11 protein-coding genes and 1 tRNA gene are annotated in these 14,512 nt (G+C 43.8%); 9 read left to right on the forward strand and 3 right to left on the reverse strand.

Annotation, left to right across the window (positions count from 1 at the left end; translation table 11 throughout):
- Window positions 1-79: 79 nt before the first annotated feature.
- Window positions 80-1,024, reverse strand: a complete 945-nt coding sequence (locus BLA28_RS06745) for an alpha/beta fold hydrolase (protein WP_009255055.1) — start codon at window positions 1,022-1,024, stop codon at window positions 80-82.
- A 1,300-nt stretch (window positions 1,025-2,324) separates the two neighbouring features.
- Between BLA28_RS06745 and BLA28_RS06750 the strand changes: the two genes are divergently transcribed.
- From BLA28_RS06750 to BLA28_RS06775, 6 genes are all read left to right on the forward strand, one after another.
- Entirely contained in the window at window positions 2,325-3,092 is a 768-nt protein-coding gene (locus BLA28_RS06750; RefSeq protein ID WP_009255056.1) for a ParA family protein, read from the forward strand.
- Window positions 3,093-3,095: 3 nt separating this feature from the next.
- Entirely contained in the window at window positions 3,096-3,980 is an 885-nt protein-coding gene (locus BLA28_RS06755; RefSeq protein WP_009255057.1) for a ParB/RepB/Spo0J family partition protein, read from the forward strand.
- Window positions 3,981-4,011: 31 nt separating this feature from the next.
- Complete coding sequence (locus BLA28_RS06760) at window positions 4,012-4,521, forward strand: DUF4446 family protein (RefSeq protein WP_009255058.1); 510 nt, start codon at window positions 4,012-4,014, stop codon at window positions 4,519-4,521.
- A gap of 26 nt (window positions 4,522-4,547) precedes the next feature.
- Window positions 4,548-5,825, forward strand: a complete 1,278-nt coding sequence (serS, locus tag BLA28_RS06765; protein ID WP_071698919.1) for a serine--tRNA ligase — start codon at window positions 4,548-4,550, stop codon at window positions 5,823-5,825.
- A 17-nt stretch (window positions 5,826-5,842) separates the two neighbouring features.
- On the forward strand, window positions 5,843-6,757 hold the full coding sequence (locus tag BLA28_RS06770; RefSeq protein ID WP_081365581.1) for a DUF3881 family protein: 915 nt from the start codon (window positions 5,843-5,845) through the stop codon (window positions 6,755-6,757).
- Window positions 6,758-7,092: 335 nt separating this feature from the next.
- A tRNA-Arg gene (locus tag BLA28_RS06775) sits at window positions 7,093-7,169 on the forward strand.
- 230 nt (window positions 7,170-7,399) lie between these two features.
- Here the strand turns inward: BLA28_RS06775 and BLA28_RS06780 are convergent.
- Both BLA28_RS06780 and BLA28_RS06785 read right to left on the reverse strand, forming a co-directional pair.
- Window positions 7,400-8,830, reverse strand: a complete 1,431-nt coding sequence (locus BLA28_RS06780; protein WP_009257964.1) for a site-specific integrase — start codon at window positions 8,828-8,830, stop codon at window positions 7,400-7,402.
- Window positions 8,831-8,851: 21 nt separating this feature from the next.
- Window positions 8,852-9,061: a helix-turn-helix domain-containing protein gene (locus BLA28_RS06785; protein ID WP_009257965.1), complete on the reverse strand. Its 210-nt coding sequence runs from the start codon at window positions 9,059-9,061 to the stop codon at window positions 8,852-8,854.
- A 940-nt stretch (window positions 9,062-10,001) separates the two neighbouring features.
- Here BLA28_RS06785 and BLA28_RS06790 point away from each other — a divergent pair.
- From BLA28_RS06790 to BLA28_RS06800, 3 genes are all read left to right on the forward strand, one after another.
- On the forward strand, window positions 10,002-11,066 hold the full coding sequence (locus BLA28_RS06790) for a YqaJ viral recombinase family nuclease (protein WP_071698920.1): 1,065 nt from the start codon (window positions 10,002-10,004) through the stop codon (window positions 11,064-11,066).
- A 17-nt stretch (window positions 11,067-11,083) separates the two neighbouring features.
- Window positions 11,084-13,357 (forward strand): SF1B family DNA helicase RecD2, encoded by a 2,274-nt coding sequence (gene recD2, locus BLA28_RS06795; protein ID WP_009257967.1) that lies wholly within the window; start codon window positions 11,084-11,086, stop codon window positions 13,355-13,357.
- Window positions 13,358-13,426: 69 nt separating this feature from the next.
- The gene (locus tag BLA28_RS06800) at window positions 13,427-14,491 is read left to right on the forward strand and encodes a hypothetical protein (protein ID WP_009257968.1); all 1,065 of its coding nucleotides are present in this window, start codon (window positions 13,427-13,429) and stop codon (window positions 14,489-14,491) included.
- The last annotated feature ends 21 nt before the right edge of the window (window positions 14,492-14,512 follow it).

Here is a 14,512-nt window from a genome sequence, read left to right on the forward strand (position 1 = left end):
AGTTTAATAATGTTTCACGTGAAACATCGGATAATAAAAATGATCCCCGGATAATCAGGGATCATTTTTATGCTTTATTTTATAATAGAATGTTAATCTGTTCCATTACTTTAGAGGGTGCTTCTAAGTGACATAAATGTTTCGTGTTTTCTATCCCGAAGGCTTCTATGGATTGATTAAAGTATATATAATTATCTACTACCGTTTCTATATCCTTCTTAGACTTACCATATAAAATGTAAATACTGTGATCTATTTCTTTTAATGCATGAATGATATTGGCATTCATATACCTTCCGGTAAAGCTGGCAAAAGAAAACTTAGCATTGAAATCCGGAAGATGAGAAGCCTCAACATAACTCATTAACATTTCTTCTTTCACATTAACAGATTCCTCAAAGTATTCTTCCAGGAATACTTTTTTGAAAGATTCTTTTGTAGTCTGTATATTATACAGCAATGTTCCCAGAATAGGAGTATCAATTAAAAACTTCAAAAGTCTTGTCTGCTTATTGGGTATTTGATTTAACTTATTAATACTCTGAGGATTCAGCAGTAGAATTTTATCAATTACTTCACCGTCATTATGACATGCCATAATTCCAATGGGAGCAGCATCCCCTGTCGCAATTATGCTTGTCTTTCTTCCGATGATTACTTTGATAAAATCAATAACTGACTGAACATACAGATAATTGGTATAAGTTATATTAGGCTTATCCGATAAACCATATCCGAGAAAATCGATTGCATAAACTTCGTGCTTTTCTGCCAGTTCATCGATGATTGCGGAAAATTCATAGCTGGAGCTTCCGGGTGTTAAATCATGAAGCAGCAGCACGGGTGATCCGGATCCCTTTTTTATATATCTGATTTTACCGAATCTCCACTCATAATATTTGTTATTTGGACAACTTAGAATATTTTTAACAGTACTGAATGAAAACTGTACTTTATTTATCATATGAATTGTGAACGTTGTTATGCCGGTTAATAGTATAGCTGTGCCTAGTTTTTTGTTCATATTAATACCTCCTGTATTTAAGTATTATAAACCATTCGCCTGCTTCTTACAAGAAAATCCTTCTTGGATGTTGGGGGTGTGGGGCAAAAATATACTTTGCAGCCCGGCATATGTTGGTTCTGGCCTGCCTGGATTTTCTTTCCCTTCCCCTGCCCTCTGTGTACTGTTGTTTTGCCAGGGCTGCTGTTCAGCAAGGTTCCTGTGTGGACACGCTTTCGCTCGGATAAATACGCAGCGGTACTAAGGTTGCAAAATACGCAACCTAAGGACCGGCGTATTTATACGGTCCTTACAGGAATCCTTGCTGAACAGCAGCCCTGGCAAAACAACAGTACACAGAGGGCAGGGGAAGGGAGAGAAAGTCCAGGCGGGCCAGAACCAACATATGCCGGGCTGCAAAGTATATTTTTTAGAGGTAGTGTTTAAGTGTGATAATAATGTAAAATCTTATTTAAGATGCTGCATATGATTTATATGTGAAATGGATTTAGATATGTGTGAGATTTATTTTAGTGTATATTTAAATGTAGTAAGGTGGTGTTTTAAGTTAAAATTTGTAGGCTTATGGTGGGTATTATTTTGAGATGAGTGTTTTTAGAATATGAATGATAGATGTTTCACGTGAAACATTCAGCTTTTCTTCTATATTTTGATAGATAACTTCTTGATTGTATTAAGGATAAATGAATGCTATATGTAAATTATTTGTTGATATAAAGGATAAATGTTATATGTAAATTATTTGTTGACATAAAAGATAAATATTTTATGTAAATTATTTGATAGTATTAAGAATGCAAGTTATATGTTTAATATTTTGATTATAAAAGTGATAAATAAATTTTGTAAAGAATTAACAATATTTGTGATAAACTTATATATAAAATATTTTTTGCTAGTAAGATGATAAATGGTTCTTGCGAATTATTTTGATAATATAAAAAATGGATGAGTCATGAAGTTATTTAAATAATATAGAAGATTTATGTTCTATGTAAAATATCTACTAACATAGAAGTTAGTAACATAAAAGAAAATAACATAAAAGCAAATAACATAGAAGATTGATATTTTACATGAAATATTTTTAAGAATATAGTGAGCTGATGTTTCACGTGAAACATTTAAAGTCATGTCATACAAGAATTATGGAAAAAGAATAGGTAAATTCTAATATTTCCTTATAGAATATAACTTGAAAAAGTGATATAATCGTAAAGTACTTGAACGGGTGAAATTTAGCGTCGTTGAGGAATGACTTTATCATGTTTGTGGAAGTGCAAACGAAAGGAAAAATTTAATGGGAAGAATTATCGCAATTGCAAATCAGAAGGGCGGTGTTGGCAAAACAACCACTGCAATTAATCTTTCAGCTGCATTGGCTGCAAAAGGGAAAAAAGTTCTGGTTATTGATACGGATCCCCAGGGAAATACCACAAGTGGGTTCAATATTGATAAGAATAACCTGGACAATACAATTTATGAGTTAATGCTGGGAGAGTGCAGTGTACAGGATTGTCTTATTAAAGAAGTAGTACCTAACGTAACCGTATTGCCTTCAAATGTAAATTTAGCGGCGGCTGAAATTGAATTAATAGGAGTGGATAAGAAAGAGTACATATTGAAGAATGAAGTAGACTGGATAAAGGATCAGTATGACTTTATTATTATCGATTGTCCTCCTTCATTGAATATGTTAACCGTTAACGCTATGACAACTGCGAATACCGTATTAGTTCCCATACAATGTGAATATTATGCACTGGAAGGTTTAAGCCAATTAATTCATACTGTAAATCTGGTAAGAGAAAGGTTGAATCCTCAGCTGCAGATTGAGGGAATTCTGTTTACCATGTATGATTCCAGAACAAATCTGTCCATGCAGGTAGTAGATAATGTTAAGAAAAATCTGAATCAGAAAATATACAAGACAGTGATACCCAGAAATATAAGATTGGCAGAGGCTCCAAGCTATGGGCTTCCAATTACAATGTACGATCCAAAATCAGCCGGTGCGGAAAGCTATATGGCATTGGCAAACGAAGTGATAAAGAGAAAGGATATTTAATAAATGGCGGCTAGAGGATTGGGGAAAGGCCTGGATTCTTTAATTCCTAATACGATTGGGGAATCAAAGGGAAAAGCTGATAAAGGGACCGGAACAGAAAATAAGAATCCGGAAACAATGGTTAAATTAACTGCGGTGGAACCAAACAGAGATCAGCCCAGAAAGAATTTTGATGAAGATGCTTTGTTGGAGCTTGCAGAATCCATAAAGCAATTTGGATTACTGCAGCCAATTCTGGTACAGGAAAGAGACGGCTATTATGAAATCATTGCAGGGGAACGCAGATGGCGTGCCGCAAAAATAGCCGGTTTAAAGGAAGTACCGGTAATTATAAAAAATCTTACTGATCAGGAAATAGTAGAGATATCTTTGATTGAAAATATTCAGAGAGAAGATCTGAATCCGATTGAAGAAGCGCAGGCATATAAAAGGCTGCTGAATGAATTCCATTTAAAGCAGGATGAAGTTGCGGAAAGGGTTTCCAAAAGCAGGACAGCCGTGACAAATTCCATGAGACTGCTGAAGTTATGTGATGAAGTACAGCAGATGGTAGTCAATGAAATGATAACCACCGGACATGCCAGGGCTCTTTTGTCTATAGAAGATCCGGAAGAGCAGTATATGATAGCCCAAAAGGTTTTTGATGAGAAAATGAGTGTCCGTGAAGTCGAAAAGTTAGTGAAGAATCTCCACAAACCTGAAAAACCGAAAAAAGCAGAAAATAAATCATTAGAAGTTATCTATCAGAATATAGAAGAAAAGCTGAAGGAATCACTGGGAACCAAGGTATCCATATCCTCTAAGGATAACGGAGCCGGTAAAATTCAGATAGAATTTTATGACCATGATGATTTGGACAGGCTTATGGAATACATCATAAAGAACTGATCTATTTTTACAAAAGAAAAAGGAGATTATAATGTCAAGCGGTTTAATGGAGAGTATGGGATTAGGGGGACTGGATATAGCATACGTGCTTATAGGCATGTTGGTATTTATTTTAGTGCTTCTTGTTCTTATAATTATACAGTTCAGCAAAGTAAGCAAGCTTCAGAAAAAGCTGGCCAAATTTATGAAAGGCAAGGAAGCAAAGAGTCTTGAAGAAGAAATAGAAGGTTTATATAAAGATAATGATTTTATAAAGAAAGAATCAGACAAGAACAGAAAAGATATTCGTGATATTCAGAAAAGACTTGAGTATTGTTATCAAAAAGTGGGCATTGTAAAGTATGACGCCTTTAGCCAAATGGGAGGCCAGCTGAGCTTCTGCATCGCTCTTCTGAATGAAAAGGATGATGGCTTTATATTAAATTCTGTTCAGAGCAGTGATGGCTGTTATACATATACAAAAGAAGTTAAAAAAGGGGAATGTGCAATTACCCTGGGAGCAGAAGAAAAAGAAGCATTGGATAAAGCAATAGGATATTAATTTTATATGAGGAGAGGAGCCTTATCATGATCGACATTAAATTTTTAAGAGAGAATCCCGAAGCAGTAAAGGAAAATATTAAAAAGAAATTCCAGGATTCAAAATTATCCCTGGTGGATGAAGTAATAGAATTGGACAAGGAAAGCAGACAAACCCAGCAGGAAGCAGATGATCTGCGTGCAAGCAGAAATAAGATTTCCAAGGAAATCGGCGGTTTGATGAAAGACGGAAAGAAGGAAGAGGCAGAAGCCAAAAAAGCAGAAGTGGCTGCCGGCGCAAAACGTCTTGCAGAATTAGAAGAAAAAGAAACGGAACTGCAGGAAAAGATAACAAAAATAATGATGCTCATTCCCAATATTATTGATCCTTCGGTTCCGATAGGTAAAGATGATACGGAAAATGTGGAGATTACCAAATACGGCGAACCTGTAGTGCCTGATTTTGAAATTCCTTATCATACGGAAATTATGGAAAGATTTAATGGGATTGATCTGGACAGCGCAAGAAAGGTTGCAGGTAATGGTTTCTACTATTTAATGGGAGACATTGCAAGACTTCATTCCGCGGTGATTTCTTATGCTAGGGACTTCATGATCAACAGAGGGTTTACCTATTGTGTTCCTCCGTTTATGATCCGCAGCAATGTAGTTACCGGCGTTATGAGCTTTGCAGAAATGGATGCCATGATGTACAAAATCGAAGGTGAGGATTTATATCTCATCGGTACCAGCGAGCATTCCATGATAGGTAAATTTATTGATACGATTGTTCCGGAAGAAGAACTTCCGAAAACCCTTACCAGCTATTCACCCTGTTTCCGTAAGGAAAAAGGCGCACATGGCCTGGAAGAGAGAGGGGTATACAGAATTCATCAGTTTGAAAAGCAGGAGATGATAGTTGTATGTAAGCCTGAAGAATCTCCCATGTGGTTTGACAAGCTCTGGCAGAATACGGTTGATCTTTTCCGTTCCATGGATATTCCGGTAAGGACCATTGAATGCTGTTCCGGTGACCTGGCGGATCTTAAAGTGAAATCTTACGATGTGGAAGCCTGGTCTCCCAGACAGAAAAAATATTTCGAAGTGGGAAGCTGCTCCAATTTAGGCGATGCACAGGCAAGAAGATTAAAAATCCGTGTAAATGGGGAAAATGGGAAATACTTCGCGCATACACTAAATAATACGGTAGTTGCTCCTCCGAGAATGCTCATTGCATTCCTGGAGAATAACCTTCAGGCAGACGGTTCCGTAAAGATCCCCACAGTGCTTCAGCCTTATATGGGCGGTATGACTGAGATAAGATAAAATGGAACCGTACAGATATGAAAAGCGAGGTGAGATTCCTGCATAAATTTTTAAAGTCTATAGGATTCAGTGAATATACTACTACCAGGAAAATCCAGGAATTGGTTAAAGATGTAATAATGAACCCTGAGAGCAGAAATTATACTACTCTTAATGGAAATGAGGATACCGTCCTGGTAGAGTTTTGCAAGAATTTCGCAGAAAATATGGGTATTGCGGTTTGCGGAGAATTTGATGAAAATGATAATTTTACTTTTTATTATTTTTATCCGTATCTTCGCGGTACCGGTGTCAGCTCCATGGAAGATGTGAGCGTGGAACGTCATGCGGCCAAGGAATCCTATGCCGGTGTATGTGATGATATTAAGGTTGGCGTTACTTTGATTTTTTACCTGCAGAATATGATATCCTACATTAAATACCGTAATACGGATAAGCTTCCCGTGCGGGGCACAAGTCTGACGCTGTCCGCTTTGGGAATCCAGGGTTCCATTATGATGCCCATTATCAAGAGTGAAAATCAGAAGAAAAAAATACAGCAGTCTACCTTGACAAGGAATCAGCTGATCGAAGCGGCAAGGCGCGGAGATGAGGATGCCATTGAAAGCCTGACGCTGGAGGATATGGATACTTATACCACGATATCCCGCAGAATTCAGAAGGAAGATGTATTCAGCCTGGTGGATACTTATTTTATGCCTTATGGAGTGGAATGTGACCAGTATTCTGTCCTTGGTGAAATAACAGAATGCCACATTGTAAAAAACAGGCTGACAGAAGAAGAGATATGCGTAATGACGCTCAACTGTAATGAATTATCTTTTGATGTATGTATCAATGTGAAGGATCTGTTCGGTGAACCTAAAGTGGGAAGACGGTTCAAGGGTGTGGTATGGCTTCAGGGAGCAGTGAATTACCCTGAACAGGATTAGTTGGATCTGTCATCGATAGCTGGTTATTTTCAACAGCTATCGATGATTACTATAACAACTATTAAAATGCGATAATTTATAATATAAAACAGGTAGACATTTTCATAAAAATATTGTATTATATTAGTTGTGTTTCCTTAGTTAAATGGATATAACAGCCCCCTCCTAAGGTTGTGCTCTACCAGCTGCCTTACGGGGAAAAGTGATCGTTGCCAGTCTCAATTTAATATAAGTCTCTGTAGCTCAGCAGGATAGAGCGTTCGCCTCCTAATAATCAGGTCATCAAAGTCCTGGGAGGCGGATCGCTCCATCCTTGACCATGAAAAATCGAATATGTCTCCGTAGCTCAGTTGGATAGAGCACACGCCTCCTAAGCGTGGGGCCGGCAGTTCAAATCTGCCCGGGGACGCCATAAATGCCGTAACCGCAAGAGGTTGCGGCATTTTCCTTATCTTTTTTCGCTACGAGGATTAGAACAGATTTCCTTTTTATCATTGGTTAGAGTGGAGACTTCTTACTCCCATCTGCTCAAATTTCCATCACAGGACTCGAACGATTTTTATGCCAAACTTGAAAAAACTGCTCATTTTGCTAATGAGCACTGCCGCAGCGTTTTATGTCGTCTCATGCTTTCCTGTGTATTTATGCACCAATCAGTTTTTTTGCTAACTGATTCATAATCTGTTCTCCATACTGCTCAACAAACTTTTTCGTGAAGGCATCCATGAGTTCGGGTTTAGCCTCCAACTGCTTCAGCAGAATTTCAGAGTCAGGTTCAGCAACGGCGCTTTCTGCGCGAAGCCTTTGCTCAACGCCACGCAAATCCGCGTTCGCATAAAAGGCCATTTCGAATTTCTGGGCGTTGACCTTCCGATCCTCATCCAAGATGTGTGCGTAAACTTGGGTAACCATGTCGCTTTGTGCATGACCGGTATCACCCTGCGTTGCCTTAACATCTCCCTTATTGATTTTCAGCTTATAAGTTGTGCTGGAGTGACGGAGAGAATGAAAAACAACATTTGGAAGACCAGCGGATTTTTTCAATCGTTCAAACTGATTTCCAATAATCCGATCTTCACAGGGGCGGCCCGTTTCCTGCGCCAAAACCAGATTGTAGTCGATATAGTCATCGCCCATAAACTCCTTGAGCTTGTCCTGCTTCTCTTTCCATTCCCGCAAGATAAAGGCAAGAGTTCGCGGAATCCAAACCTTACGAATGCTGCTTTCTGTTTTAGGCTTTTTCAAAACGAGCCGCGTAGAAGACTTCCCGCCCATCAAGCGCGGGAATACAAAGAGGATGTCCTTTTCGCCAACTGCGTTGATAGCCTTCTGGTCAACACGGGCCAGCTCTTTTTCAATCCAGACGAAGGCATCATCCCGAGCGATTTCTTCATCTGATATATGAACACAGTCCCATGTAAGGCCGGTGATTTCGCCCATCCGCATGGAGCAGGCAAAGGCCAGGTTGATTGCGACATACAGCTTTCCATCCGAGCAGTGGTTGAGAGCATCTCGAATAATATCGGCAGTCCAGATGGCTCTGACCTTTTTCTCCCGCTTGGGCAAGATTGCATCCTCGAACGGATTTTTACCAATAATGTCCCAGCGGACAGCCTGATGAAATGCACAGCGCATCAGCTTAATAATCTTTTCAATGGTGCATGGCGTAACAAAGTCTGTCCGTGCATGTCTGTATGGAGTTTCGATTGGAGGCGTTTTCTGCAGCTTCTGGATGAATTGGTCCACTGACCTGCGATTGATGTCCTGCACAATTTCGTCCCCAATCAACGGGTTAATGTAATTGCTGATTAAGCCATTATTAGAAGCATAAACAGACAGTCCCCATCTTTTGGTTCCATATAGTTCTACAAAGTCTCGCAGAAAATCTTTTACGGTCAGTTCACTGGGCGGAATAAAAGTGCCGTTATTGATCTCATTTTCCACCGCGGCTTTCCGCTTCAACGCCTCTTTTTTGGTTATAAAAGTTTCCCACTTCTGTTTCTTCTCACCTTTTGAGTCATCATAGGTGTAGACAACAGCATATTTCTTACCGCGTTTCTGTATTGATGCCATAGTTGTAGGCTCCCTTCCAAATCAATCGGAACCATCAAGCCATTCGTCAAAGGACTTTCTGGAAATCCTCAATTTAGTCCCTATGCGTACAGATTTGAATGCTCCGCTGGCGCACAGGTTATAAATGGAGCGTTTGCTGACGCCCAGGATCTCAGCAGCCTCTGAAACGGAATAGCTCCGTTTTTCTGCATTATTCCGATCTGTGTTTTCAAGAAATTGTTTATCAGCCACGAATAGCCTCCTTTCTGTGTGGCCGACAAAGAAGCCTACGATTCCCTACATATATCATATACGCTTTCTCTGCCGCCACATCAACAAAAAAGTAAAAAACAAGGCGTTCGATTCCAAATATTTAAGTAAGCTGTCCCAGGTCACTTCCTGCGCCGGGGCTTTCCGCCGCGTATTGCCAGGGCCTGCTATGCAGTATTTCAACCGTGGGTGAGCACACAAAGTCTCCGCACACTATCCGCGCTCCCTGTATAACCCCTGAAACAGAGTTATTCTTTTTTCAAAGTACAAAGGCGTACAGATCAGCATGGAACATCCTGCTATATCTGTACGCCCTATAAATAGGAAAATGGTGCAGGAATTTCTGCACACATTACATGCTTTCTCAAAAACTTTTGAGAAAGTAAAAGCACGCGCCCGAAACACCAAATATAGATATTCATTCTTGACTAAATCAATATATTGTGCTACCCTGTACTTGTAATTGATTTTTGTGCGTTCCCCATGTGGGATACAGATCTTGTATCTGTACGGCAAGGCTCAAAGCCCTGCATTGCACACGCAGTTAAGATTGTATTTGTGCCAGTAGTATTGCTGCGCCCATTCGGGCCAGTATATTACTGGCTTTTTTTATTTTTCGGGGTTTCCCCATCAGCGAGGATGACATTGGTTCATAGGCAACTATGGACAACAGGCGTTTTGCCCTTTGTCATGCTCGCTTTTTTGTCGCCCAAATGCCGGAAACGGCTTTGAGGATATATCAAACTACAGAAAGGCAGGTAACACGCATGAATGTAAAAAAGCGAAGGCAGGAGCCTATGGCAAAAAGGAAATGGCCTTTGGAGAACTGGCAGCATCAGAAGGTGCCCAAATCCAGCCAAGTCCATAGTCCAATGATTCGAGTACACGCTATTCCCCGCCGAACACGGAGGGGGTGCTAAAGATGCCGGCGAGCAATGTAGCCGCCGAAAAGCGAAGTCAACCCCAAATTTTGGTGGAAACGGCGGGCCTGTCCGAAGAGGAATGGCTTGCATACCGCCGGAAAGGGATTGGCGGCAGTGATGTGGCGGCTCTGCTGGGAATTTCACCCTGGCGGACGGCAAGAGACCTCTACTTTGACAAGTTGAATATTGTAGCGGTCGAAGATAATGAGGACAACTGGGTTGCTCTGGAAATGGGGCACCTGTTGGAGCCGTTGGTGGCGAAGATATTCCAACACCGCACAGGGTACAAGGTCTATCAGATCAAAAAAATGTTCCAGCACCCACAGTATTCGTGGATGCTGGCCGATGTGGACTATTTTGTGGAATTGCCGGATGGCAGTACCGCAATTCTGGAGATTAAAACGACAAATTATAACGCAAGGGATAACTGGTGGCTAAACGGTGAAGAAACTGTTCCCGTCTATTATGAAACCCAAGGGCGGCACTATATGGCTGTCATGAATGTGGATCGCTGCTTCTTCTGCTGCCTGTATGGCAACAACGAGGAAGAAACCATTATTCGTGAAATCCGGCGGGATGAGTCCTATGAGGAGGAGATGATTTTCCTGGAGCAGTATTTCTGGGAAAACCATGTTCTTACCAGGACGCCGCCGCCTTATACCGAAGATGGTGATCTGGTGCTTGAAAGCGTGCGCCGGCATACGGGCTCCGCGGATCAGGATGCCCCCGTTGTAACGCTTGATTTGAGCCTGACAGCCAAATTGATGCGCTATCTCCAGCTCCAAGAGCAGAAGAAACTCACGGAAGCAGGCAGCAAAGAGATCGAGGCGGATATGAAGCGGCTGAAGGCGGCGCTGGTTGCGGAAATGGGCAAGAGCTGCAAGGCCGTTTGCCAACAGGATGGGGTGAACTATATTGTCACCTACAATCCAGTGAGAACGCCCGGCATTGACAAAGACAATCTGATACGGCTGAAGCTGGACCACCCTGATATTTACGAGCAGTATGTAACCGTTTCAGAATCCCGAAGGTTCAGTGTGAAAATTGATACCAAGACGGCATGAGAAAGGAGGAAAATGATTTGATCCATAGAGGAACTTATGATGGGACAATTTACTATAATCCTGCAAATAAGTTCTGCATCATCAGTGTAAAAACCGCGGAGAAGGATGTACCCGAAGAAGCCAGGTCTATCCGCCGACGCAAGGATCATCTGATTCGGTTTGTGGCAACCGGCTACGAACTGCCCCGCACAGATGCGGTAGAACTGGAACTGGATGGCGAATGGAAAAAAGGAAAGTATGGGATGCAGCTTCAGGTGGAGCAGTGGCATGAAATTGTCCCTCAAACCAAGAGTGGAGTGGAAGGCTATCTGGCCTCTGGCCTTATCAAAGGCATTGGGCCGGCGCTCGCCAAACAGATCGTATCACGCTTCGGCGTGGAGACACTGGACATTCTGCAAAATCGCCCGGAGCGGCTGCTGGAGATCAAGGGCATCACGGAGAACAAGCTGGAGGCCATCAAGACCTCATATGCAGAGAGCCGGATGTTGCAAGACCTGATGACGCTGCTCTCCCCGTTCAAGATTACACCGAAAACAGCGCAGAAGATTTATCAGTTTTTCGGCCCGGCCAGCGTGGACATTTTGAAAAAGAGTCCGTTTGAGCTTTGCCAAATATCCGGTTTTGGCTTTTTAAGGGTGGATGCCATCGTTCAGAAAAACGGAGGCGACCTGCGCGCCCCTATGCGAATCAAAGGCGCCTTGTTCTGGGCGTTGGAGGATAGCAAGGGGAAAAACGGACATTTGTTTTTGACCAGTGAGGCTTTGCAAAAAGAGGCGCTCCAATTACTCAACGCTAAAATCCCTATTCCTTCGCTTCGGCTCCATGCACAAGAGGTCAGCGATGTCCTCGAAGATATGATCCTGCATGGAGAGGTCGTATCCGTCAAAGGAGACATTTATCTTCCCCGTGTGTTTGCACAAGAGGATGAAACCGCCCGCCGGATTGCGATGCGTGTGGTGGAGCCTCCTGCTCCGGAGAAGATCGAACAAATTTTGGAGCAGGTCAAACGAGAAATTGGATTGGCGCTGTCCTCAAAACAGGAAGCGGCTGTGTATGCAACCTATCGCCACAATCTTTCCATCATCACAGGCTCCCCGGGCACCGGCAAGACAACCGTGCTGAAAACAATTTTGGAGGTCTACCGCCGCCTGCATCCCCAGGGAGAGATCGCCTTGATGGCGCCGACAGGCCGAGCCAGCCGGCGTATGGCGGAAAGCACCGGGGTTGATAAGGCCAAAACGCTGCACAGCATTTTGGGGCTCGCCAGCGAGGAAGATGAAATAAAACGCAACAACACCCAAGAGCCGCTTTCGGCCGATTTGATCATTGTGGACGAGTTTTCCATGGTGGACATGTGGCTGGCAAATAAATTTTTCTCACGCATCAAAGGTGGAGCACGGGTCATTCTTGTCGGAGACCCGGATCAGCTTCCCAGTGTAGGCGCCGGGAATGTGTTCCGCGAACTGATTGACTGCGGCCTTATCACCGTGACGGTGCTGGATCAGATTTTCCGTCAGTCCAAGGACAGCCTGATCGCCTACAACGCCAAATTCATTAACGAAGGCAACACCAAGCTGTACTACGGCCAGGATTTCGTTTTCATGGCAAGCAACAATCAGGCGGAAGCCGCTGAACGAATTGTTGCCCGCTACTGCCGGGAGATCGAGGAAAGTGGGATTGACCGGGTGCAGATCCTGTCGCCTTTCCGCTCGGATGGCGCGGCCTCTGCGGAACAGCTCAACGAAGCGATCCGCGAAGTGGTTAACCCGTTCCGTTCCGCCGAGGAAGAAATCAAAATCGGTGTCAAGGTATTCAGGGTCAATGACCGGATCATGCAGACCAAAAACACTGCCAAGGTATCCAATGGCGACCTGGGATTCATCCGCTATATCAAAAATGATGAAGATGGAACTCGCGTTGGACTTGACTTCGGTGTGGGCCGTGAGTTGGAGTACGGCATAGAGGATATGGTCAATCTGGACCTCGCCTATGCCACCACGATTCATAAAGCAATGGGCAGCGAGTACGATACGGTCATTATGCCGCTCTTAAAGGCACATACTGTCATGCTCTATCGAAATCTGCTCTACACTGGCATTACCCGCGCAAAAAAGCGTGTGGTGCTCATCGGTCAAAAGCAGGTACTGTTCATGGCAATCCATCGCAACGAGATCGGCAAACGCAACACGCTTCTGGGTGAGCGCATCCACCTGTACTATAAGGCGTACGCCCGGCGGGCCGGTATTCCCGTTCCGGCGGACTTGGAAAAAGAATTGAAGCACGCAGGCTAAAAATGTGACGCAAGGTGCAGAAAAATGCCCGGCGTCCCCTATTTATTATACAGGAAGGAGTTTATGAAGATGAGTGACAACAACAATAATGCAAAAACGATGTACGAGGCCGTTCCTGCCGCTGCGGAACTGAACAAGGTACCGGGGTTTGATCCGCTGAAGTTCCTCCGGCGTGCCGGGGACTCCATGAAATTGGACTTACCCTATCAGAAACTCTGGTTCCGAATGGCACACCCCAACGGGCGTATGCGTCTGACGGCCATGAGGATCACAGAGCAGATGGCGATTTTCGAGGCCAAGGTATTTCTGGACCGCAGTGACGCGGAGCCGTTCAGCGTGAGCGTTGCCCAGCAGACCATGCAGGATAGCAGGGACTTTGTGAAGGCAGCTCAAAATGAGGCGTTGAGCCAGGCCCTTTCGGACGCTGGATTTGGCATCCAGCTTGTGAGCGCCGACACTCATGCCGCTTCCGTACAGAAAGCGGCGCCTGTGAGTAAAACGCAGCCCTCTGCCATTACTCCGCCTGTGAGCACTGTGTTGCCGCAGGAGCCCTCCAGCGCCTCGCAGAAGGCCGCTGTTCTTTCCGAGGGTAATTCCGTTTCCGGGGGCACACAAACGCCACAGAGGGCATCTGAAAACGCAGAAACAGCAAGAACGAAGATTCAGCCTGCAGCAACTCCGGCCCATGAGCAGAGTTTGCCGGTAAGCCCTACTACAAACACGGATACGCTGCCAGCGGATTCCGCGCCAACGACAGAGCAGCCGGAAAACAGCAAGACAGCGGAGGAATTGCCAATTCATCTCCCTGCGGAAGAACTGCCAGTTCAGCGCCCTGCGGAGGATCTGACAGTCGCCAAGGAGGCACAGGAGGTCCCCGAAGCCAAAGTCGTACAAGAGGCCCCTGCATACACCCCGGATATGCCAGTAGAGGATATTCTGAAGGTGATGACGCTGGAACAGGCACAGGAGGTCGTTGTGGACAGCGGCGTATGCCGGGGGCTGACTATCGCAGAGGTGGCGAAGAAGCGGCCTGTCAATCTGCGTTTCTATTTGACTCCGGGCAACAAAAGCAAGGACAACATCGTTCGGGCTGCTGCCCAACTGGTCCTCAATTCACTTCAAAAGGCTGGTTGATGCGAAGCCCTGGCTCGGGTA

It is taken from the genome of Eisenbergiella tayi, assembly GCF_001881565.1.
Classification (GTDB): Bacteria; Bacillota; Clostridia; order Lachnospirales; family Lachnospiraceae; genus Eisenbergiella; species Eisenbergiella tayi.

Coding starts and splice junctions, on each gene's coding strand:
- serS (WP_071698919.1), top strand. CDS start 4,548: ATGATCGACATTAAATTTTTAAGAGAGAATCCCGAAGCAGTAAAGGAA.
- BLA28_RS06770 (WP_081365581.1), top strand. CDS start 5,843: ATGAAAAGCGAGGTGAGATTCCTGCATAAATTTTTAAAGTCTATAGGA.
- BLA28_RS06780 (WP_009257964.1), bottom strand. CDS start 8,830: ATGGCATCAATACAGAAACGCGGTAAGAAATATGCTGTTGTCTACACC.
- BLA28_RS06790 (WP_071698920.1), top strand. CDS start 10,002: ATGCCGGCGAGCAATGTAGCCGCCGAAAAGCGAAGTCAACCCCAAATT.
- BLA28_RS06760 (WP_009255058.1), top strand. CDS start 4,012: ATGTCAAGCGGTTTAATGGAGAGTATGGGATTAGGGGGACTGGATATA.
- BLA28_RS06745 (WP_009255055.1), bottom strand. CDS start 1,024: ATGAACAAAAAACTAGGCACAGCTATACTATTAACCGGCATAACAACG.
- BLA28_RS06800 (WP_009257968.1), top strand. CDS start 13,427: ATGAGTGACAACAACAATAATGCAAAAACGATGTACGAGGCCGTTCCT.
- BLA28_RS06755 (WP_009255057.1), top strand. CDS start 3,096: ATGGCGGCTAGAGGATTGGGGAAAGGCCTGGATTCTTTAATTCCTAAT.
- BLA28_RS06750 (WP_009255056.1), top strand. CDS start 2,325: ATGGGAAGAATTATCGCAATTGCAAATCAGAAGGGCGGTGTTGGCAAA.